The sequence below is a fragment of the Arthrobacter sp. MA-N2 genome (genome assembly GCF_000517125.1).
Taxonomy (GTDB): Bacteria; Actinomycetota; Actinomycetes; order Actinomycetales; family Micrococcaceae; genus Arthrobacter; species Arthrobacter methylotrophus.
Map to the genome: position 1 here is coordinate 520,191 of NZ_KI912156.1, position 20,440 is coordinate 540,630.

Sequence of the window (20,440 nt, forward strand, 5' to 3'; positions counted from 1 at the left end):
CCAGTGCTAACCGCTTGAGTTTCCCCCGTGGCCGCCCCGGGTATCGCTTGGGCTCGGGCTGGTAGTCGGGCTGGGGCTAGGGCTCGGCGACGGAGCAGGAGCCTTCGCCACGATTACGCTGACGGTCTTGCCCTGCTCCACGAGGGACTTGAACGCATCGCCTTGGCTCGTCACCGTGCCCGGGGTCACTTGCGAATTTTCCTGCTCGGTCACCGCCATGACCAGGCCGTTCTCCTTGAGCAGGGCCTCGGCATCCGCAGCGCTCAAGCCGACCAGTTGAGGCATGGAAACCTTGCCTGTGGACACTACCAAGTCGACGGTGCTGCCTGCGCCCACAACAGCCCCGGAATCGGGTTTGGTGCTGATCACGGAGCCTGCGGGAACCGTAGGACTATTGGCCAAGGTGCTCGATCCGCCCACGAGGCCGGCTTGACGGAGGAGGTCGCGCGCGGCGGCTTCCGTAAGGCCACTGAGGCCTGCAGGTACTTTCACGGAGACCGGTCCGTCTGAAACGTTCAGGATGATGCGCGAGTTCGGTGCCACTTCGGACCCCACTGCAGGGTCAGTGCTGATCACGGTGCCCTTGGCGACGGTATCGTGCGGAACCCGGCGTGACTCAGGGCTGAGATTGGCGCCGTACAGCGCCTGAAGTGCCATGGCTTCGCTCATGCCAGCCACCTGCGGCACCGACACCAACGCCGGTGGGGCCGGCTTTTGGTTCACTGTGTTGTACAGCCACAATCCGCCACCAGCCAGGACCAGCAACGTAAAGATGATCACTACGGCCGTCCAAGCACGACGGCGGGACTTCTGGCGGGCGGTCCGCTCGTGTTCAAGGGCGAACCCAAGCGGCATGGCGCCGTCGTGGTCTGAGTCCGATTCGCTGGCCGCGAAGGCGAGCATGGTGTCCTGGTCGCCGGCGTCCCGGCCACCGTCCGGCCCTCCCGTCTGGGCGGCGTCCAGGAATTCTGCTCCCGTCAGGCCGCGCGCCAAAGAACCTTCGGGAAGCAATTGCGTCGACGGTACAAGCTCCTGGGGGTCCGTGGGTGTTCCGGCGGGAACTGCCACGCCGTTCTTTGCCGCGCGTAAGGCACGGCGGAAGGCTGCCGCATCCTGGAAACGGTCGGCCCGGTCCTTCTGCAGGCCCTTGGCAAGAACGCTGTCCAGTGCCTCTGAAACAGCCGGATTGAACGAGCTGGCCGGTTCCGGGATCTCGCGGACGTGCTGGTAAGCCACCGAGACAGGGCTGTCGCCCGTGAACGGAGGCCGGCCGGTGAGCATTTCGAACAGCAGGCACGCTGCAGAGTACAGATCGCTACGGGCATCCACGGTCTCGCCACGAGCCTGCTCCGGTGAGAGATACTGGGCGGTACCAACGACAGCCTGGGTCTGGGTCATGGTTGCCGCAGAGTCCGCCATGGCTCGGGCAATGCCGAAATCCATGACCTTCACAGCGTTTGAATCACCAGACACCATGACGTTGGCCGGTTTGATGTCACGGTGGACGATCCCGGCCTTATGGCTGTATTCCAGCGCAGAAAGCACGCCGAGGATGAACTCGATGGCTTGATCGATGTCCAGTTCCTTGGCCCGGATCAGGTCGCGGAGAGTCCGGCCGGACACGTATTCCATGACGATGTAAGGGACCCGGACGTCCTCGCCCGGACCACCGGACACTGTGTACTCCCCAGTGTCATAGATGGCCACGATCGAGGAGTGGTTCAGGGCCGCCACTGCCTGCGCTTCGCGCTTAAAGCGAGCATGGAACTGTGGATCGCGGGCAAGATCGGCACGGAGCAGCTTTACCGCCACGGTTCGGCCGAGCAGCGTGTCGGTGCCCTTGTAGACATCCGCCATGCCGCCACGGCCGAGTAGTTCACCGAGTTCGTACCGCCCGTTGAGGACGCGCTGGGTTGTCATTGGAGTGCTGTCCTCTCTGTGGGCAGGTGTGGAGCGTCCGGTCGGCATAGTGTCCTATTTGCTGCTCGTGGCAGAGGGAGTAGGCGTCGCCGTGGACAAGTGGTAGGTCACTACGGATCCAGCAGCCACTTTTTGTCCGGCGGCAGGATCGGAGCTGACGAATGTTCCCGGCGCCTGGCCGGTTGTTCCATCAACGGGGGCTCCCGTCACCCAGCGCAGGCCTGCGCCTTCGATGGCAGCCTGCACTTGTGATTCGGTCGCTCCCTTGCCGATGGTCGGCACCGAAACCAATTGCGGCCCCTTGGAGTAGCTCACGTCAATCGTCGCTCCCTTGGGCACGGGGCCGGAAGGGTTGATGTCAATGACAGTGCCAGGCGTTGATGGATCGAAGACCTGGATACCGTTGACGACGAGGCCGAGCGCGTTGAGGTCCGAGCGCACCCTGTCATACGGCTGGCCCTTGTACGCCTCCGGGATCAGGTTGATGGCCTCCGGGGTGGTCGCGGTGGGTGTCGGGCTGGCCGAAGTCTGCGTGGGGGTCGGACTCGCGGAGGTAGGGGGCGCGCTGGAGGTCACAGACGGAGGGTTCGTGCTGGCCGGTGCCGGGCTACTTGGGTTGAAGAATCCGGACTGGGTCAGGAACGCTCCGAGCAAGGCAAGGAGCACGAGCACAATCAGGGCGATGAGCGGCCAGGTCCACGGGCTGCGCCTCTTCCGTTGCGGCTCGGTCTGGTACTCCTCTTCCTCATGGAGGTACTGGTCGTGCTCGTCGGCCTCATCCAAGCTACGCTCGGCGGCCAGGGCATTGGCGCGGGAGAGCGCATTTCCACCTTCGCCCGCAGCCCCTGCGGCTGCGGCTCCTGCCGCCGCGGCGCCGATCACGGGAAGTGCCGACGTCGACGTCGAACGCGTTTCCTGGCCGTACGGCGAGGTGACGATGCCTGTAGGCGCCGTAGCGATGCTGGTAGGTGCAGTGATGGGACCCGTGGCGGATTCGAACAACAACATCCCTGGTACGGCTGCATGGGCCGCGGCGATGTCGCCCCGACGGATAGCTTCCGCCGCCTCGGCCAGTTTGATGGCGTCTGCAGGACGGTTCTTCGGGTCCTTGGCGAGCATGGACATCAGCAGCGCGCGAACGGGAGTGGGCAGGCTTTCAGGCAGCGGCGGCGGGGCGTCGTTGACCTGGGCCAGCGCAATGGCGATCTGCGATTCACCGGAGAACGGACGGTGCCCGGTGAGGCACTCGTACCCAATAACGCCGAGTGAATATATGTCGGAGGAACCCGTGGCCGTCTGTCCCGTAGCCTGTTCCGGCGCCAGATACTGGGCGGTACCCATGACCTGTCCGGTCTGTGTGAGCGGGACTTGGTCCGCGAGGCGCGCAATGCCGAAATCAGTGATCTTGACACGGAAGTCCGGCGTGATCAGCAGGTTGCCCGGTTTGATATCGCGGTGCACCAGGCCCTGGGCGTGCGCGGGCGCAAGCGCCCGGGCAGTCTGGGAAATGATGGACAGTGTGCGGTCCGGCGAAAGGACCTGCTCACGCTCCAGGATGCTGCTCAACGGCTGACCCGGCACCAGCTCCATGACCAGGTAGGCGGAGCCGTCTTCTTCTCCATAGTCGAAGACGTTGGCAATCCCGACGTGGTTAAGCAACGCGGTGTGGCGGGCCTCGGCTCGGAAGCGCTGGAGGAACCCGGGGTCGCCGGTGTATTCCTCCTTGAGCACCTTGATGGCAACGATCCGGCCAAGGATCTGGTCCTTGGCCCTCCAGACCTCTCCCATGCCGCCAATCGCAATGCGACTGGTCAGCTGGAACCTGCCGCCGAGGGTGATTCCTGACGAAGGTCTCACTTATTCAACACCGCCTCAAAAATCTTCTTCGCGTTCGGACTGGTTAGCTTTGCTCCGGTTAGCACGTCAACGTTCTCCATGACAATGGTGACGGCCACCTGCGGGTCGTTCGCCGGGGCGAACCCGGTAAACCATGAGTTATTCAGGCCTGTATCGCCAAGTTGCGCCGTGCCGGTCTTTCCGGCCACTTGGATTCCCGGTACCGCGGCGCCGCTTGCGATGCCTTTGGATACGACGTCGGTCATCCACTCGGTGATTTGGCTGGCGATCTCGGGAGTCGTGGAGGTGCGCAACGTCTCGGCTTTGGGTTCGCTGATGACCCGAAGGTCTGGTGCCCGCACGGTCTTGATGAGGTTCGGTTTCATCTGGACGCCGTGATTGGCAATTGCCGCGGTCATCATCGCGATTTGCAGCGGAGTGGCCTTGACGTCTCGCTGCCCGACGGCGGACTGGGCAAGCTCTGCCTGGTCCAGGTCCGTCGGGAAGACGCTGATCGCGGACTGAAGCTTGAGCTGGTCGCCGAAATCCTGCCCGAAGCCAAACTTGGCGGCTTGGTCCGCGATGGCTTTTTGCCCCAGGTCCAGGGCGATGCTGGCGAACGGCGTGTTGCACGACTGCTCCAGCGCGAACGGGAAATCTGCCGTGCTACGGGTTGAGCAGTTTCCGCCGGCATAGTTGGGCAACGAAGCATTGGAACCGGGCAAGGGGAGGCTGTCCGGGTTCGGTAGGACACTGTCCTTATTGTACTTTCCGGAGCTCAACGCAGCAGCGGTATCGACGAGCTTGAACACGGAACCGGGCGCCAGCAGCTCACCGGTCGGTCCGCTCACGGATTGGTTCAGGTTGATGCCCGGAACCTGGTTGAGCTGGTTGTAGCTTGCCTGTTCCTTGGCGGGATCGTGCGTGGCGATCAGATTGGGATCGTAGGACGGTTTGGAGACCATGGCGATGATGGCGCCCGTTTTCGGGTTGGTAACGACGATCGAACCACGCTGGCCGTCAGGAATGAGATCGTAGGCGAGCTTCTGGATCACTGGATCGAGGGTCAGTTCCACCGACGCTCCCTTCGGCTGGCTGCCGAGGAAAATCTGGCTCACCCGGTCCAGGAAGAGTTGGTCGGAGCTGCCTGCCAGCTCATCCCGGAGCTGCTGCTCAAGTCCGGTGGATCCATAAGTTCTGGAGAAGTAACCCGTAATCCCTGCGTAGAGCTCGGGCTGGGCGTAGCTGCGTTGGTACTTGCAGGTTTCATCCCCGGCCACGGATTCGGCGATGGGCTTGCCGCCTACGATGATGGCACCGCGGTCATTGCAGTAGTTCGCCAGGACGGCGCGCTGGTTCCAGGGATTGTCGTTCAGGTCGCTGGCGCCGATGACCTGAACGTAGCTGATCGCACCGAAGAGGAGGGCGAACATGGCAACGGCTGCCATCCACGAGTTGCGTATGGAATGGTTCATGCGGTAGTCACCGCCTCTCTGGGGGCGTGGGTAATGGGCGTAGTGTCCACCGGGCCGCGCGCGGTGTGGGAAATCATGAGCAACAAACCCACGATGATCCAGTTGGCAAGCAAGGAGGAACCGCCTGCCGCAAGGAAGGGAGTGGTGAGACCCGTCAGAGGGATCAGCCGTGTGACGCCGCCGATCACCGCGAAGCATTGAATCGCGATGGCAAAGGACAGGCCGCAAGCGAGGAGCTTGCCGAACGCGTCCCGTGCGCCGAGAGCGGCGCGGAACCCGCGGGTGAAGAGCAGCATGTAGAGCATCACCACTGCGAACAGACCGATCAGTCCCAGTTCTTCGCCGATAAGAGCGACAATCATGTCACTATTGGCAAACGGCACGAGGTCCGGCCTGCCTTGCCCGAGGCCCGTACCGACGAGGCCGCCGTCGGCCATGCCGAAGAGGCCTTGGACGATTTGCCCGCTGCCGCCAGGGGACCGGCCGAAAACCTCCGGAGTGAAAGCGTTCAACCAGCTGTCCAAGCGGAACGCCACGTGCGAGAAAAACTTCGCCGCCAGGAATCCGCCGCCCAGGATCAGTACAAGACCGATGACCACCCAGCTGATGCGGCTCGTTGCCACGTAGATCATGACGATGAAGAGGCCGAAGAAAAGGAGCGAGGTGCCGAGGTCCCGCTGGAAGACCAGGATGCCGATACTCACGAGCCATGCCGTGATCATGGGGCCAAGGTCCTTGAATCGCGGAAATTGCATGGGGCCGATCTTGCGGCCGGCAAGCAGGATAAGGTCCCGATTGGAGGAAAGATAACCTGCGAAGAATATAGCCAGGGTGATCTTGGCGATTTCTCCCGGTTGAAAAGTCATGGACCCTAGTCGGATCCAGACGCTGGCCCCGAGCACTTCGCCGGCAGATATCCCGGGCACCAGGGGCAGTACCAGAAGAATCGCACTGGCCGCGAGCGAGACAAAGGTGAAACGGCGAAGAAGCCGGTGGTCCTTCAGCAACCAGATCGCCACGATTGCCACACCCATGGCCAGAATGGTCCAGCGCAGCTGGTTGTTGCCCGTGTCCTCTCCCGGCTGGTCCATACGATGGATGAGGGCCAGTCCCAGGCCGTTGAGCGCAACGACGATCGGAAGCATGATCGGATCCGCATATTTTGCGCGGAACCTCAGGACCATGTGGAAAGCCAGTGCGGCCACGACCAGAAGGCTCGACTGGAACCAGAAATCGCTGTCGAAAGCCGCGGGGCTGTTGAGCCCGACCATGGCGCTGGCGCCGATTCCCACAGCAAGGGCAACGACAAGGAGCGCGAGCTCGACGTTGCGGCGCGGGCTAGGTGCTGTTATTGCCTGAATCATGGGGACACCACACAGCTTGGAACCGGTGTGGACGTGGGTGACGCCGTGGGCGCATTCGAAGGACTTGGGCTCGCCGGCGCGGGACTTGCCGTGCCGCTCGGGCTTGCCGTTGGCCTGGGTGTGGCTGTGGGGCAATTGCTTGGTAGGCCGGTAGTGCCCCGGTCCTGCAGGCTTTTCACAATCTGCTGGGCATCGGCGAGATCGCGGGCCGGGACGGTCTGGCGAACACTCTGTTGAGTGAATTCAGGCAAGGAGTCCATGCGAATGCTGGTCACGGCCTCCACCTTCGAGAGCTGGAACGGGCCGAGGCTCTGCGAAATACCATTGAAGATCGCCACATGCTGCTCGTATTCACCCACGTAGTAGCGAGTCTGGGTCCATGCGTAACCGAGCCATAGCCCGGCAACCACAAAAATGGCCAAGACCGCAGCGATCGCGGGCGTCAACCAGCGCCGGTTGCGGGTGACAAGCTGCACCGGATCCTGGCGGTCCTGTTCAGCCTTATGGGTCAGCACGGTGGCAGCGCGCCGTGCGACGCTGCGTCCGGCCACTGTGGGGATGGACCCTGTTTCCGCCGCAGTAGCCGCGGCGCCGACCAATTCGTGCGGACGGCTCGAGAGTTCTTCGCGAAGGATTTCCGCAGACAGATGTTCGCCCAAGTGCGGGTCTGTTGCGGTCGGCGGTTCAGAGGTGCCGCCTGGTGTTGCCGGACCCGCCGCCTCTGGGACCTTGGCCGCGTCGGAGGGGCCGGCGTCGGGCGCTGTTTTGTTTGGCGTTATCGCCGGATTGCCTGTTTTGCCTGCGGGGCCGGACTCTTTATCCTCAGACGCGGTCTTTTCGGCTGACGGTGTTTTCGACGGGACGGTCGGCACCGGATTGACGACGTCGACGGCGGCCGTGCTGAGCTCGTCCCCAGCGGTTGCTTCCACGATTTCCAGGAGCACCACGGTGACGTTGTCCGGAGCCCCGTTGGCGAGTGTGAGCTCAATGAGGAGGTCGGCGCATTCTGCGAGGTCCTTGGTTTCGCGGACCACCTGCTCCACCACCGGGCCTTGGACATAATTCAGGCCGTCGGAGCAGACGAGCCAGCGTTCGCCGGGTTCGACGTCGAGCTCGTCCAAGTCAAGTTCAGGGCTGGCGTCCACGTCGCCCAGAACGCGCATGAGGACGTTCTTGTGCGGGTGGGTTTCGGCTTCCTCAGGGCGCAGCCGGCCTTCATCGATCAACCTCTGCACGAAAGTGTGGTCCACGCTGATTTGCTCGAACTTGCCATCGCGCAGGCGGTATGCACGGGAATCGCCGATGTGCGCGAAGTGCAGTCGCCTGCCTTCGAGCAGCAGGGCCGTGACCGTTGTGCCCATTCCTGCGAGCTTCGGGTCCACGTGGACAAGCTCTGAGAGGAGGGAATTGGCAGTCTGGATTTCGTCGGCCAGGACAGTTTCCGCCCCGTCCGGGTATGCATCGTGATCAAGGTGGATCATGTCCAGCACGGTGGATGCCGAGGCGACGTCTCCGCCCGCGTGCCCGCCCATTCCGTCCGCAACGACGGCAAGGTGGCGGCCGACATAGGCGGAATCGTCGTTCTTCGAGCGGACACGCCCGACGTCGGACCGCGCCGCGTAATGCATGATCAGGGGCGGCTCCGGAGGCAGCGCCTTGCCCTCGGAGGGCTGGGGGGAAGCCATGGGCTACGGCCTCAATTCGATGACCGTCTTGCCGATCCTCACGGGGACGCCAAGCTCCACCGGCAGGGCGCGGGTCAGTTGCTGGTCGGCGAGATAGGTGCCGTTGGTGGAGCCTAGATCTTCGATGAACCACCGGCTGCCTTGGGGAAACAAGCGCGCATGCCGGCCCGAAGCGTAATCATCTTCCAGGACAAGCGTGGCTTCTTGGGCGCGGCCCAAGAGGATGGGGCTGGCCGCCAAAGGAAGCGTGGTCCCCTTCAGCGGACCCTCGACGACGACGAGTTGGCGGGCCTGCTGCTTCACTGGTTGGGGCGGTGCAGGGGCGAGTTCCGGATGCTTGCGTACTTCGCGCGCCGTCGGCGTTCCCATGGCTGCTTTGCGGCCGATCACGAGATCACGGCGCATGGTCGAGACGATGCTGAAGATCAGTACCCAAAGCAGCAGGAGGAAGCCGAAACGGAGCGCTGTGATGGTGAGTTCGCTGATGTCGCTCACGGGCGCCCACCAGAGGGCAGGGGAAGAAGTCTGAAAATGATCTTGGTCCGTCCCATGGTGATGGTGGATCCGTCAGTAAGTTCCACGCTACCGTCCACTTTGTGGCCGTTGACGTAGCTTCCGTTGGTGGAACCGAGGTCCACGGCGCGGGTCACGCCGTCCACCGTCTGGATTTCAAGGTGCTTGCGTGAGACGCCGGTGTCATCCACCGGGATGTCCGCCTCGGAGGACCGGCCTAGCACGATCGAAGGTGCGTTAAGGGAATAGCGCTGTCCGCCAATGTCGAGTACAGGCTGGAGCCGTGTGGGTTCACGCCTTGGCGCTGCGGGGACAACGGGCTTCGGGGCGGCAGGCGCGGCGGTCCCGTTGGATTTCTCGGTGCTGGACGCGATTTCGAAGTGGCCTTCGCGCTGGGCGTCGTCGTGCTGGAAGGAGATCCGTACCGGACCCTGCAGAATGTAACCTTGGCTGCGCACGTGCTGGATGACGACGTCGCACAACTCTTCGGCCAAGGGCGTTCCCCACTCTTGGGCCCGGGCGAAGTCTCCATCGCTCAAATGGACATCGAAGACGTTGGGAACCAACGTGCGGCCGGCAGCGATGGTGATGGACTCGTGGTCCAGTTCGCGGCGAAGCCTGCTGGCTATCTCCACGGGTTCCACCCGCGCACGCGACCCCGTGGAGAAGACGCCGCGGACGGCCTTTTCGAGGCCACGTTCAACCCTGTCAAGCAAGCCCATGGTCCTTCTCCTTCCGTTTCGGTGACCCTGCAGTACGAATAGCCGCGACGCATCCTTGCAGTGGCCGCAGCGCACGCAAAGAGCCTGTCCTCAACCCCGATACTACTGGGCAAGACTGTGAATGGTCTTATTCCACAACGCCCGGAACGCCGGAAAAGTTCGCCGGCTCGTCTGACTTCACCGCCTCTCGTGAGCGATTTCTGCAGTGCGCAGCGAGGTGGCGATCCAGCAATTCCCGGGGTTTCACGCTCCTGTTCTTAGTCGATTGGTGTTTTCAAGTCCTTGTCCGTTATGCTTGATCTCGCTGCTTTCGCAGGGGTGAGTCCGGGGAATCCTGGTACAGCCTGGCGAAAGAAGTTGCGCGCGAGTGGCGGAACGGCAGACGCGCTGGCTTCAGGTGCCAGTATCCGAAAGGGTGTGGGGGTTCAAATCCCCCCTCGCGCACGCATTTGAGAGGAACCCCGGTCTTTTGACCGGGGTTCCTCTGTTTAACCCCCAACTAACTCGCACTTGTTGTCGTTTTGGCGGTTCATAACGACGTTAAGTGCGAGTTAGTTGGGCTACACCCTTAGCGCCCCGAGCCCGGTGATCAAGGCATCCAAGCCCAGGCTGAATGCCAGATCGGCGGTGGAGTTATTCCCCTCGGATCCAAGGCTGCGGACCGCGGAGGTGAAGTGCGGCGTCGAGTCTGCCAGCTTGCCGGAGTCGAAAATGTCCGCCGGTGCGTTCGCGTCGAAAGCAGCCCCGAAAATGTAGGCCTCGAGGGCGACGATGCTCGGGATGATTTGCTGCTCCGGGAAACCGGCGCGGAGGAAGCCCTTAGTCACGGCTTCGTACATTCCGAGGGTCTGTGGCGCGTCCGTGACCGGAAGGACTGCGATCACGGAGATTAAAGGAGTGTGCCTGGCGAAGATGCCACGGTAGGAATACGCCCACTGCCGGACGGCGTCCTCCCAAGGCAACGTGCCGAAGCCGCCGTAGTCCACTTTGGACATCAGGTCCTCTTCAACCAGCTTGAGGACCTCATCTTTGGAGGACACATGGTTGTAAAGGGCCGACGGCGCCACGCCCAGGGAGCGGGCGAGTGCGGCCATGGTGAGGCCGTCGTAGCCCTTCTTGCTGATCAGTTCCAAGGCGGCTGCAGTGATGCCGTACTGGTCCAGGATCGCCGCCATTGGCCGGCCCGCCCTGCGGCGCGCTTTGGTCTCCCCGGGAACAGGGGTGGGTGCGGGCATCGCGGACCTTTCTGGAGGCTGTGTCCTCAGCATTATTCCACCGGGGTCTTCACAGCCGGGGCCACGCCGGTTACAGTTGAGATAAATGAACGTCATTCATTTATTGGTCAGCCAACGGGGGCGGCCACAGAAAGGACATCATGTTGAATCTTGATCGCGACGTCGTCATTGTCGGTGCTGGTCCGTCGGGGCTGACGGCCGCACGCGAATTGAAGAAGGCCGGACTCAGCGTGGCCGTGCTCGAAGCGCGCGACCGCGTCGGAGGCCGCACCTGGACCGACACCATTGACGGAGCCATGCTGGAAATCGGTGGACAATGGGTGTCCCCGGATCAGTCCGCCCTGATGGGACTCTTGGACGAATTGGGCTTGAAGATGTACTCCCGCTACCGCGATGGAGAGTCTGTCTACTTGGCGCCGGATGGCCACCGCACCCGCTACACCGGGGCTTCCTTCCCGGTCAGCGAGACCACCGCAGCCGAGATGGACAAGCTTACGGCCATCCTGGACGGGCTCGCTGCCGAGATCGGCCCGGAGGAGCCCTGGGCCCACCCCAAGGCCCGCGAACTGGACACCATCTCCTTCCACCACTGGTTGCGACAGAACTCCACGGACGAGGAAGCATGCAACAACATCGGCCTCTTCATCGCCGGAGGCATGCTCACCAAGCCCGCCCACGCCTTCTCGGCGCTGCAGGCCGTACTGATGGCGGCTTCGGCAGGTTCCTTCTCCAACCTCACCGACGAAGACTTCATCCTGGACAAGCGGGTTATCGGCGGCATGCAGCAGGTCTCCCTGCTGATCGCCGCTGAATTGGGCGACGACGTCGTACTTAACAGTCCCGTCCGAACCATCAACTGGGAGCCAGCTCGGGGAGAGGGCGAAGGCCACCGCGTCACGGTCGAGTCCGAGTGCGCCATCGTCAATGCGCGATTCGTCATCATGGCGGTCCCGCCGAACCTGTATTCCCGGGTGTCCTTCAACCCGCCGCTGCCGCGCCGCCAACACCAGATGCACCAGCACCAGTCCCTGGGCCTGGTCATCAAGGTCCACGCTGTGTACAGCACGCCGTTCTGGCGCGAAGACGGCCTGTCCGGTACGGGCTTCGGTGCGGACGCCTTGGTCCAGGAGGTTTACGACAACACCAACCATGGAGATACCCGCGGCACCTTGGTGGGTTTCGTGTCCGACGAAAAGGCCGATGCCGTCTTCGAACTCAGCGCCGAGGAGCGCAAGAAAGCCATCCTTGAGTCCATCGCGAACTTCCTGGGCGAGAGGGCCCTGGATGCCGAGGTCTACTACGAATCCGATTGGGGCTCCGAGGAATGGACCCGCGGCGCCTACGCGGCCAGCTACGACCTGGGCGGCTTGCACCGCTACGGCAAGGACCAGCACGCCAACGTGGGGCCCATTTACTGGTCGTCCTCCGACCTCGCTGCGGAAGGCTACCAGCATGTGGATGGAGCAGTCCGCATGGGCCTGGGAACGGCCGCCAGGATCGTCACCGCCAACAACCGCGTAGCCACCGTGCCGGTCTCCTAGGAACAGGTACCAATCCACACGTGAGGTCTCGCCTCTTTCACCGGATGAAAGGGGCGGGACCTCACTTCTGGAAGCCGCGGCCTACGGTGCCGAAACGCCTGCTGCCGCTTCAGCTTCGGCCATCGCGGCGTCCAGCAGCTCGACGGCGCGCGGATAGTCTGTCCCAGCGGTGATCCGGCAGCGTTGCGCTTCCTGGAGAGCCCGGACCAAGGCAGCGGTTTGCGGAATGTTGACGTCGCTCATGCCGGGGAAGTCGATACCCCTGGCAGGGTCCAGCTCGTACTTTTGCCAGCGGGCCAAGATGGCGTCATGACGCGCTGCGGCGTCCGCGAACCCCGCTCGGTTTTCGGGCTTGCTTTGACGCTTCCGCTCCAACTTCCGGCCGACTGAGAAGGCCGCAAGGGCGGCACCGATGCCCAGGAAGAGCATCAAAAGTCCGACGGCGGGCGAGGCCAATGCGGGAATGACGATTGCCGGGACAATCACCACGAGTCCGGCGAAGACGTTCCAGAAGATGGCGTCGGGCTCTTTGACGAGGTCACGGTTGCGGTGGCCGAGCGGATCGCGCAGGGGGACATGTCCACTTTCGGCACTTCTTTGGACGACGCCTTTGCTGACGGCATGGACCGTCAATGCAACAGCGCACATGATGAGGATTGCCCATAGGGCGATCTCCCAGACCGTCAGCTGGACTCCAGTTGTGGCGGGCAATCGGACCACCTCCACGCGAATGCGCACGCTTCACCTTCAGTATGCGCTGAGCAAAGCGTGGAGGCGAGTGGTGGGACTAGGCGTGGTCCCGCTTGGATGCCTTGGGTGCGTCCCGCTTTGCCGAGGCGTTCGTCTTCGCTTCCTTGGTGGCTTCCTTCTTGGTGGCTTCTTCCTTGATGCGCTTCGCCTCGGAGCGGACGGCTGCATGGGTGGCGCGCTCGACGACGAGCCACTGCGGGGGAGCTGCTAGCAGCTCGGTGATTTCCGCCGTCGTCAGGGGCTCGGTGATGCCGCCGCGGGCGAGCCCGCTGATGGAGATGTTCAGCTTCTGGGCCACCACGGGACGCGGGTGCGGACCCGTCCTGCGGAGTTCGGCGAGCCACTCCGGCGCGTTGGCCTGGAGCTCGGCGAAATCGGCGCGGGTGATTTCCGAATCCTGGAACTCCTGGGGTGTTGCGGGCAGGTAGATGCCAAGTTTCTTGGCAACGGTGGCCGGCTTCATGGACTGGGAGTTTGCAGAGGTCATGGTTCTAAGGGTATCCGCCACCGCGGGGAAGTGGCACAGCGGCGGACGTTCGGCGGCGGCCGGGGTTCCGTCCCTTGGGTGGCCAAGCGACCCACCCGCGGACCGTCATATACGGTTTTGCGGTTAATAGTTCTCGTTTAAAACGCATATGAGGTTCTAGGATGGATTCATGCCGCATATACGAGTCTCGGAGGCCGCCCGCTTCCTCGGGGTCAGTGACGATACCGTTCGCCGGTGGATTGACCACGGGTCCCTCACGGGGATGAAAGACGAGTCTGGTCGGCTGGTAGTGGACGGACTAGAGCTTGCCCATGTGGCTCGTGAGCAGGCAGCGCTGCCCGAGGACCCCACCAACGTTGGCCGCTCAGCCCGCAACCGCTTCGTTGGCTTGGTCACGGGAATCACCACGGACAAGGTCATGGCCCAGGTAGAGCTCCAATGCGGGCCCTTCCGGGTGGTGTCCCTCATGAGCAGTGAGGCGGTCCGCGAACTTGGCCTGGAGCTGGGATCCGTGGCTACGGCCGTCGTCAAGGCCACCACCGTCATTGTTGAAACCGCGCAGGGAAAGAGCATTACGTGAAGATCGCACGCAGGAACTTTGGAGTCTTGTTGGCAGGGGGGAGCTTGCTGGCAGGGCTCGCCGGCTGTGCCGGGACGCCCGGCACTAACGGAAACAGCGCCGCCAGCACCGCAAGCAGCAGTTCGCCCCAGCTCTCCGGCACCGTCACGGTTTACGCCGCAGCCTCGCTCAAAGCAACGTTCACTGCGCTGGCCTCGGAATTCGAAGCGAAGAACCCCGGCACCAAAGTGGTCCTCAGTTTTGCTGGATCCTCGGACCTGGTCACGCAGATCACCCAGGGTGCCCCGGCCGACGTCTTCGCTTCCGCGGACACCAAGAACATGGGCAAGCTGTCCGACGCTTCCCTCCTGGACGGGAAGGCAACGAACTTCGCCACCAATGTCCTGACCATCGCCGTTCCGCCGGCCAATCCGGCGTCGATCTCTTCCTTCGCGGACCTCGTCAAGCCCGGCGTGAAGGTGGTTGTCTGCGCCAGCCAGGTGCCGTGCGGGGCAGCTGCCCAGAGCGTGGAGAAAGCCACCGGCACCACCCTGAAGCCCGTGAGCGAAGAGTCCTCGGTGACCGACGTCCTGGGCAAGGTGACCTCGGGCGAGGCCGATGCCGGCCTGGTCTACGTCACCGACGTCAAGAGCGCTGGAGACGAGGTCAAGGGCGTCCCGTTCCCCGAGTCCAGCAATGCGGTCAACACCTACCCGATCGCCACGGTGGGAACCAGCAAGCACAAGGACCTTGCCGCGGCCTTCATCAGCTTGGTTACCGGCAGCGAAGGCAAGAAAGTCCTCGGCGACGCAGGCTTTGGCGTACCGTAGGCGCTGATGAACTACAGCGGGATACCGCGTTGGGTCTACGGACTGGCGGCAGTGGGCGGCTTGTTCGTCTTGCTGCCCTTGGCCGCCATGGTCGTGAAAGTCGATTGGGCCCAATTCATCCCGTTGGTGACCTCCGAGTCCTCGCTCACTGCGCTGGGCCTCAGCCTCCGCACCTCCGCAGCGAGCACAGCCCTCTGCGTCCTCTTCGGCATTCCCTTGGCCCTGGTTCTTGCCCGGCGGCCCTTCCGCGGTCAAAGGCTCCTCCGCGCCTTCGTGCTCCTGCCCTTGGTGTTGCCGCCGGTGGTGGGCGGCATTGCGCTGCTCTACACCTTCGGGCGGCAGGGACTTCTGGGCAAGAGCCTCGAGCTCGCGGGCATCCAGATCGCTTTTTCGACGACGGCGGTGGTCCTGGCACAGGCGTTCGTCGCGCTGCCCTTTCTAGTAGTCAGCCTCGAGGGCGCCCTCCGGACGGCCGGAAACCGCTACGAAGCCGTTGCCGCGACGCTTGGCGCCCGCCCCGGTACGATTCTGCGGCGCGTGACCGTGCCTATGGTCCTTCCCGGGCTCGCCTCCGGAGCGGTGTTGTCCTTTGCCCGCAGCCTGGGAGAATTCGGGGCAACCCTCACGTTTGCGGGGAGCTTGCAGGGTGTCACGCGAACTCTGCCGCTGGAAATCTACCTTCAGCGCGAGACCGACGCCAATGCCGCCGTCGCCCTTTCGCTGGTGCTTGTAGCCGTGGCGGTGATCGTCGTCGGGCTGTCCTACCGGCGTCCGCACCGGACGGGTATCCCGGCAGAGGCCGCGGCATGAGCTTCCACATCGAAGCCACTGTGCGCGCCCGCAACTTGGACGTGTCCTTGAGCCTTGGACCGGCGGAAACCGTGGCGATCCTCGGACCTAACGGGGCCGGGAAATCAACGCTTCTTTCCGTCGCGGCAGGGCTCTTGCGGCCCGACGCCGGCTCCGCACGTCTGGGGGAGCGGGTCTTGTTCAACCTCGACGGCGGCAGCCGGTTATGGACCCCGCCGCATGTTCGCGGTACCGCACTGATGGCCCAGGAGCCGTTGCTTTTCCCGCACCTGAGCGTCTTGGACAACGTGGCATTCGGCCCACGCAGCGCTGGCGCTTCCAGGGCACAATCGCGTGAAACTGCGCGGCACTGGCTTGCTGAAGTCGATGTCACGCAGTTGGCCGGACGGAAGCCTGGGCAGTTGTCCGGAGGACAAGCCCAGCGCGTTGCCGTGGCCCGGGCGCTGGCAGCCAGCCCCGAGTTGTTGCTCCTTGACGAGCCGATGTCTGCCCTGGATATCCATGCCGCTCCGCATTTGCGCCGGCTCCTCAAGAGGGTCCTTTCGGGGCGTCGCGCTCTGATCATCACCCACGATGTCCTGGATGCCCTCATGCTCGCCGACCGGGTGATCGTCATGGAAAAGGGCCGGATCGTGGAGGAAGGCGCCACCCGTGAGGTCCTTCGGCGGCCCCGCAGCCAATTCGCCGCCGGCCTCGCCGGAGTGAACCTCATGGCGGGCACCGTCACGGAGGACGGTCTCAGGACGGTCGCCACAGGGGAACTTCCCAGCCTGCACGCCGCGGGACACCTCGACGAGGAAGCGGAACCGGGCCAGCCCGGCGTCGCCGCCTTCCCGCCGTCGGCCGTTTCCGTGTTCCTGGATGCTGCGCACGGCAGCCCGCGCAACTCTTTTCCGGTTGGCATCACGGATCTTGAACCGCACGGAGACCATATTAGGGTCCGGGCCGGGGATCTCGCGGCCGACATCACACCGGCGGCGTCCGCGGAACTGGGGTTGGAACCGGGATCGCGCGTCTATTTTGTAGTCAAGGCGACGGCGGTCCAGGTGTACGCCGCGTAGCTTGGCTTGGCGCTGCGTTGGCAGCCGAGTGAGCGGTACTGTGAACTGGTGCCTGCCGATCAAGAATCCCCGCCCGCCGTTGGAGCCCCAAAGGCCTCCGATAGAGCCGGTGCTCCCGACGCTTCCGGTGCTCCTGGTGCCTCCGACGCCGAAACGAGCGGTCCCCGGGAGCTGCGTTTCGCCTACGTCGCCGGCGTGACGCCCGGAAAGTGGATCCGGCGCTGGGAAGATCGCATGCCCGACGTTCCGCTGCACTCGTTCATGTCCGACGACGCCGCGCAGCTTGAGGTGTTGCGCGATGGTTCCGCGGACCTCAGTTTTGTGCGCTTGCCTGTGGACCGCGAAGGACTCCATGTCATTCCGCTTTACGAAGAGCAGCCCGTGGTGGTGGCTCCGAAAGGGCACGAGATCTCCGTGTTCGAAGAGGTGGCACTGGAGGATCTCGCGGAAGAGAACTTCCTGGATGTTGCCGAGATGGGAGGTCCGGAGCTGGCCATGCAGGTAGTGGCTTCCGGTGCGGGGCTCGTGGTCTTGCCCATGTCCGTGGCCCGGCACTTCAATGTCAAGGACACGGTGGTGCGTCGCCTGACCGGGGCTGAAGGGACCCAGATTGCTCTGGCTTGGCCGAGCGATTCCACGAGTGAGGTCATCGAGGAATTCATCGGTATTGTCCGTGGTCGCACGGCGCAGAGTTCCCGGCAGCCTTCGGCACAGCAGGAGAAGCCCAAGAAGGCAGCTAAACCGGACCGGCGCGGCACTGGCGCCAAGAAACCGGCCGTGGCGCAGCGCTATGCCCCGAACCCGGACAAGGGCCGCGGCAAGGGCTCCCGTAAGAAAGGAAGGCGCTAGGCGATGGGGCTTGGAGCGAAACCGACCATTCGGGACGTTGCCAAGAGCGCCGGCGTTTCCCTCACCACGGTGTCGTATGTCTTGTCCGGGCGCCTCGGCGGCACCACCCGTATCAGCGAATCCACGCAAGCGCGCGTCCAGGCCGCTGCCAAGGAACTGGGTTACGTACCGAACCAGGCGGCCCGGGGAATGCGCCGCGGCAAGACCGATCTTGTAGCGATTGCCATTGGCGACCTTGAATGGCCGTGGGACCGGGCTTTGGCCACGACGGCAGCACGCATTTTGCCCCAGCACGGCTACCAGCCGGTGATCCTCATTGGAGAAGGATGGCGGCGCTTCATGCTCTCCGGCGGGGCCGACGGCGCGATCGTTGGCGCCCTTCCTCCAGGTACCGTTCTTGACCTCACGGTGGGCGAGCTCGCACGGCGGGGAATAGCCCAGGTCATCATTTCGGACACCATGCAGCCGGCCGGTTTCGACGTACTGGCACCGGGTTCCGCGGGCGGCACCCCTGAGCCGGAAGCCCTCGAAGGCGCTGTCAGGTTGCTCCTTGACCGGCTCGCCGGGCGCACCGTCGGCGCCGGGACCGCCGTGGCTGCGCCGTGGAAATTCCGATCTCCCGGCCCAACTAACTCGCAGTAGATGTCGTTTTGAGCCCTCAGAACGACATTAACTGCGAGTTACTTGCTGTTGTTGCTCAGGCGGTATCGCTCAATCTGCTTGAGCCGCCGCTGGAGGCTGTCCCGCCGGGGGTGGGGGACGACGTCGGGCGCCTCGGCTGTGAGGTCGATGTGTTCGGTGCCGTACTGCCACAGCAGGAGGTCATCCAGGAGGCGGTCCGGTCCGGGGGAGTAGCGGTGGTCCAGGGCTTTGCGGACTTCGGTGATGCGGTTGGCGCTGAGGAGTCCGGCTAGCTCCACGGTCTTGTTCAGCCCGTGGGCCGCAAGAAGCTCCGCGGCCCAGCCCCAGTCGTCGTCCACTTTACGGTCAACATGCGGAAGCAGCGTCCGCCAGACGTCCCGCACACGGTTGGGCGTGAGGGGCATGGAACCTTCGCCCTCGAGATCCCAGTAGCCGCGGACTTCCTCGTAGCGTTCGTGGAGGTCGGCAAAGGCACTCTCGACGGTTTCCAGCATGGCCGCGGTGGCGGTGAACTGGCGGTCGAAGTGCGGCGTCCAGGCCCGCGGATCCTCGGCCTTGAAGCGGATGTCGTGTTCGATTTCGCTCCAGGCGTGCGCAAATACCGTACGGATCTGGCACTCGAAGAAGTAGCTGCCGTTCGGCGGAATGTCCGGATTGAAGACTTGTTGGTAAGCCTTCACCGACTCGTTCTGGATGGTGCGCAGGATGAGGTGGCGGCTTGAATATCCGTACGTGCCGGACTCGATGGATCCGATGTCCTTTTCAAGGTCGCCTCGGCAATCGAAAAGCTGGCGCTGACGTTTGATCAGGTTGGCCACCGCAGCGTTTTCGGCCGGAAGCTTGGTAATGACGCGCAGGCCCACCATGTCGTTCAAGGTCCGGAACGGGTCCGGGAACTTCAGCACCCGCGGGCCGCCGTCAAGGGGCGCCTCGGTACGGGAAATCTTCTCCCGGAAAGATTCGACCGTCTTGGTGCGTCCCGTGACGAAGAGGGGCACGGATTCGCTGTCCTTGAGCATGTCCCGCAGAGTCAGCAAGACGTCGCGGGTGACGAGTTTCAGTGCAGGCCGGACGCGTTCGTAGAGCTCCACATTCGCCTGTACTGATTCGCGCAGCTGAGGATCCAAGCTGTCCCAATTGCTAGCCATGCCTCCAGCTTACGGCTGTGGGCCGACAGTTTCGGGAGCGGGTCCGTACGAGCACGGGGCCGGGTTCCCGTGAAGCGGCCATTGACCCTGAGCAAGATCTCCACGGCCTTGGCTCCCCCTACGCGGCGTTTCGCCGCGATAGGCTCGGCACAAAGGAGGACACGATGAAGCGGCACAAGTATTACTACGGGGAGCACCCCAGCCAATGGGGCGAGCTCTTCGTCCCTGACAACTCGCTGCAGCCACACCGCAGTCGGCCGGACGGAGTGGTGGTGGTGATCCACGGAGGCTATTGGCGGTCGCAGTACGGCGCCGAACTCGGTGAGCCGATTGCCAAGGACCTGGCTGCGCATGGAATAGCCGCCTGGAACCTTGAATATCGGAGGGCTGGCAACGGTGGCGGCTGGCCGCACACCTTCGAAGACGTCCTCACGGGAATCGACCACCTGAGCGAGATTGCCGGGGCGCACGAGCTCAACCTCGACAAAGTGGTTGCGCTTGGCCACTCCGCGGGTGGCCATCTCGCGGTCTGGGCGGCCGGACGGGAAAAGCTTTCCACGATCGGCGCGCCGGACGCCGATCGTCAACTCCATCGGCACGACAACGGCTCGTCAGTGAACCTGAGCGGTGTGGTCAGCCAATCGGGGTTGCTGAACCTGGCAGATGCCGAGCGACTCAACTTGAGCAACGGCGCCGTCGACAACCTGATGGGTGGCGACTCGGTGAGATACCCCAAACGGCATATCTATGCGGACCCCATGAGTTCGCTCCCGCTTGCCATCCCGGTTTTTGCCGTTCACGCTGCGGCGGACGACGACGTCCCGTGCAGCCAATCCGAGGGCTATGTTGCCGCAACCACGGCTTCCGGGGGTGCGGCTCAGTTCCTCAAGGTACCAGGTGACCATTTCGATCTGATCGACCCCAGGGCGGTTGCGTACAAGAAGTGCCGGGAGTTGGTGCAAAGGCTGCTGGCGTGAGGCTTGCTGGGACAAACCAGCTGCAATCGCGAGACG

19 protein-coding genes and 1 tRNA gene are annotated in these 20,440 nt (G+C 63.6%); 9 read left to right on the plus strand and 11 right to left on the minus strand.

All coding sequences use genetic code 11. The features are described from left to right. Positions 1 to 6: 6 nt before the first annotated feature. From pknB to A3M3_RS0120755, 7 genes are read right to left on the minus strand one after another with little or no spacing between them, the layout of a single operon-like run. Positions 7 to 1,920 (minus strand): Stk1 family PASTA domain-containing Ser/Thr kinase, encoded by a 1,914-nt coding sequence (gene pknB, locus A3M3_RS0120725; RefSeq protein ID WP_155854483.1) that lies wholly within the window; start codon positions 1,918 to 1,920, stop codon positions 7 to 9. 54 nt (positions 1,921 to 1,974) lie between these two features. Next, on the minus strand, positions 1,975 to 3,777 hold the full coding sequence (locus A3M3_RS0120730; RefSeq protein WP_035743431.1) for a protein kinase domain-containing protein: 1,803 nt from the start codon (positions 3,775 to 3,777) through the stop codon (positions 1,975 to 1,977). Then, positions 3,774 to 5,231: a penicillin-binding transpeptidase domain-containing protein gene (locus tag A3M3_RS0120735; RefSeq protein ID WP_028267938.1), complete on the minus strand. Its 1,458-nt coding sequence runs from the start codon at positions 5,229 to 5,231 to the stop codon at positions 3,774 to 3,776. Before A3M3_RS0120735 ends, A3M3_RS0120730 begins: the two co-directional genes overlap by 4 nt. Further along, positions 5,228 to 6,595 (minus strand): FtsW/RodA/SpoVE family cell cycle protein, encoded by a 1,368-nt coding sequence (locus A3M3_RS26225; protein ID WP_051423471.1) that lies wholly within the window; start codon positions 6,593 to 6,595, stop codon positions 5,228 to 5,230. The genes A3M3_RS0120735 and A3M3_RS26225 overlap by 4 nt, the downstream gene beginning before the upstream one ends. Further along, the gene (locus A3M3_RS0120745) at positions 6,592 to 8,280 is read right to left on the minus strand and encodes a PP2C family protein-serine/threonine phosphatase (RefSeq protein ID WP_028267939.1); all 1,689 of its coding nucleotides are present in this window, start codon (positions 8,278 to 8,280) and stop codon (positions 6,592 to 6,594) included. The genes A3M3_RS26225 and A3M3_RS0120745 overlap by 4 nt, the downstream gene beginning before the upstream one ends. 3 nt (positions 8,281 to 8,283) lie before the next feature. Further along, the gene (locus A3M3_RS0120750) at positions 8,284 to 8,766 is read right to left on the minus strand and encodes an FHA domain-containing protein FhaB/FipA (RefSeq protein ID WP_028267940.1); all 483 of its coding nucleotides are present in this window, start codon (positions 8,764 to 8,766) and stop codon (positions 8,284 to 8,286) included. Between the two features lie 5 nt (positions 8,767 to 8,771). Beyond that, positions 8,772 to 9,515 (minus strand): FhaA domain-containing protein, encoded by a 744-nt coding sequence (locus tag A3M3_RS0120755; protein ID WP_028267941.1) that lies wholly within the window; start codon positions 9,513 to 9,515, stop codon positions 8,772 to 8,774. 361 nt (positions 9,516 to 9,876) lie between these two features. On the opposite strand from A3M3_RS0120755, the gene A3M3_RS0120760 reads away from it, so the two are divergent. Then, positions 9,877 to 9,959 (plus strand) — tRNA-Leu (locus A3M3_RS0120760). Between the two features lie 116 nt (positions 9,960 to 10,075). On the opposite strand, the gene A3M3_RS0120765 is transcribed toward A3M3_RS0120760, so the two are convergent. Continuing rightward, positions 10,076 to 10,750: a TetR/AcrR family transcriptional regulator gene (locus A3M3_RS0120765; protein WP_231497382.1), complete on the minus strand. Its 675-nt coding sequence runs from the start codon at positions 10,748 to 10,750 to the stop codon at positions 10,076 to 10,078. Positions 10,751 to 10,890: 140 nt separating this feature from the next. Between A3M3_RS0120765 and A3M3_RS0120770 the strand changes: the two genes are divergently transcribed. Continuing rightward, complete coding sequence (locus A3M3_RS0120770; RefSeq protein WP_028267943.1) at positions 10,891 to 12,291, plus strand: flavin monoamine oxidase family protein; 1,401 nt, start codon at positions 10,891 to 10,893, stop codon at positions 12,289 to 12,291. An 81-nt stretch (positions 12,292 to 12,372) separates the two neighbouring features. On the opposite strand, the gene A3M3_RS26230 is transcribed toward A3M3_RS0120770, so the two are convergent. After that, a complete protein-coding gene (locus A3M3_RS26230) occupies positions 12,373 to 13,002 on the minus strand; it encodes a hypothetical protein (protein ID WP_155854484.1) in 630 nt (209 codons plus the stop codon). Positions 13,003 to 13,078: 76 nt separating this feature from the next. Next, complete coding sequence (locus tag A3M3_RS0120780; protein ID WP_028267944.1) at positions 13,079 to 13,528, minus strand: DUF5997 family protein; 450 nt, start codon at positions 13,526 to 13,528, stop codon at positions 13,079 to 13,081. Positions 13,529 to 13,697: 169 nt separating this feature from the next. Between A3M3_RS0120780 and A3M3_RS0120785 the strand changes: the two genes are divergently transcribed. The 6 genes from A3M3_RS0120785 to A3M3_RS26235 all read left to right on the plus strand — a co-directional run bounded on the left by A3M3_RS0120785 (position 13,698) and on the right by A3M3_RS26235 (position 18,279). Then, positions 13,698 to 14,108, plus strand: coding sequence for a TOBE domain-containing protein (locus A3M3_RS0120785; protein WP_028267945.1), 411 nt, complete (start codon positions 13,698 to 13,700; stop codon positions 14,106 to 14,108). Further along, a complete protein-coding gene (gene modA, locus A3M3_RS0120790) occupies positions 14,105 to 14,917 on the plus strand; it encodes a molybdate ABC transporter substrate-binding protein (RefSeq protein WP_028267946.1) in 813 nt (270 codons plus the stop codon). The genes A3M3_RS0120785 and modA overlap by 4 nt, the downstream gene beginning before the upstream one ends. A gap of 6 nt (positions 14,918 to 14,923) precedes the next feature. Beyond that, positions 14,924 to 15,727, plus strand: a complete 804-nt coding sequence (locus A3M3_RS0120795) for an ABC transporter permease (protein ID WP_028267947.1) — start codon at positions 14,924 to 14,926, stop codon at positions 15,725 to 15,727. Then, entirely contained in the window at positions 15,724 to 16,788 is a 1,065-nt protein-coding gene (locus A3M3_RS0120800; RefSeq protein ID WP_028267948.1) for a sulfate/molybdate ABC transporter ATP-binding protein, read from the plus strand. Before A3M3_RS0120795 ends, A3M3_RS0120800 begins: the two co-directional genes overlap by 4 nt. Positions 16,789 to 16,959: 171 nt before the next feature. After that, on the plus strand, positions 16,960 to 17,637 hold the full coding sequence (locus tag A3M3_RS0120805; protein WP_051423472.1) for a LysR family transcriptional regulator substrate-binding protein: 678 nt from the start codon (positions 16,960 to 16,962) through the stop codon (positions 17,635 to 17,637). Positions 17,638 to 17,640: 3 nt separating this feature from the next. Next, positions 17,641 to 18,279, plus strand: coding sequence for a LacI family DNA-binding transcriptional regulator (locus tag A3M3_RS26235; protein ID WP_081736979.1), 639 nt, complete (start codon positions 17,641 to 17,643; stop codon positions 18,277 to 18,279). 38 nt (positions 18,280 to 18,317) lie between these two features. On the opposite strand, the gene A3M3_RS0120815 is transcribed toward A3M3_RS26235, so the two are convergent. Next, entirely contained in the window at positions 18,318 to 19,427 is a 1,110-nt protein-coding gene (locus A3M3_RS0120815) for a GTP pyrophosphokinase (protein ID WP_028267950.1), read from the minus strand. Between the two features lie 164 nt (positions 19,428 to 19,591). Between A3M3_RS0120815 and A3M3_RS0120820 the strand changes: the two genes are divergently transcribed. Continuing rightward, the gene (locus A3M3_RS0120820; RefSeq protein WP_028267951.1) at positions 19,592 to 20,404 is read left to right on the plus strand and encodes an alpha/beta hydrolase; all 813 of its coding nucleotides are present in this window, start codon (positions 19,592 to 19,594) and stop codon (positions 20,402 to 20,404) included. The last annotated feature ends 36 nt before the right edge of the window (positions 20,405 to 20,440 follow it).

Bases quoted from the DNA above. Each gene is read 5' to 3' on its own strand.
- pknB (WP_155854483.1), bottom strand. From the start codon at position 1,920: ATGACAACCCAGCGCGTCCTCAACGGGCGGTACGAACTCGGTGAACTA.
- A3M3_RS0120735 (WP_028267938.1), bottom strand. From the start codon at position 5,231: ATGAACCATTCCATACGCAACTCGTGGATGGCAGCCGTTGCCATGTTC.
- A3M3_RS26225 (WP_051423471.1), bottom strand. From the start codon at position 6,595: ATGATTCAGGCAATAACAGCACCTAGCCCGCGCCGCAACGTCGAGCTC.
- A3M3_RS0120745 (WP_028267939.1), bottom strand. From the start codon at position 8,280: ATGGCTTCCCCCCAGCCCTCCGAGGGCAAGGCGCTGCCTCCGGAGCCG.
- A3M3_RS0120755 (WP_028267941.1), bottom strand. From the start codon at position 9,515: ATGGGCTTGCTTGACAGGGTTGAACGTGGCCTCGAAAAGGCCGTCCGC.
- A3M3_RS0120765 (WP_231497382.1), bottom strand. From the start codon at position 10,750: ATGCCCGCACCCACCCCTGTTCCCGGGGAGACCAAAGCGCGCCGCAGG.
- A3M3_RS0120770 (WP_028267943.1), top strand. From the start codon at position 10,891: ATGTTGAATCTTGATCGCGACGTCGTCATTGTCGGTGCTGGTCCGTCG.
- A3M3_RS0120780 (WP_028267944.1), bottom strand. From the start codon at position 13,528: ATGACCTCTGCAAACTCCCAGTCCATGAAGCCGGCCACCGTTGCCAAG.
- A3M3_RS0120785 (WP_028267945.1), top strand. From the start codon at position 13,698: ATGCCGCATATACGAGTCTCGGAGGCCGCCCGCTTCCTCGGGGTCAGT.
- A3M3_RS0120795 (WP_028267947.1), top strand. From the start codon at position 14,924: ATGAACTACAGCGGGATACCGCGTTGGGTCTACGGACTGGCGGCAGTG.
- A3M3_RS0120800 (WP_028267948.1), top strand. From the start codon at position 15,724: ATGAGCTTCCACATCGAAGCCACTGTGCGCGCCCGCAACTTGGACGTG.
- A3M3_RS26235 (WP_081736979.1), top strand. From the start codon at position 17,641: ATGGGGCTTGGAGCGAAACCGACCATTCGGGACGTTGCCAAGAGCGCC.
- A3M3_RS0120815 (WP_028267950.1), bottom strand. From the start codon at position 19,427: ATGGCTAGCAATTGGGACAGCTTGGATCCTCAGCTGCGCGAATCAGTA.
- A3M3_RS0120820 (WP_028267951.1), top strand. From the start codon at position 19,592: ATGAAGCGGCACAAGTATTACTACGGGGAGCACCCCAGCCAATGGGGC.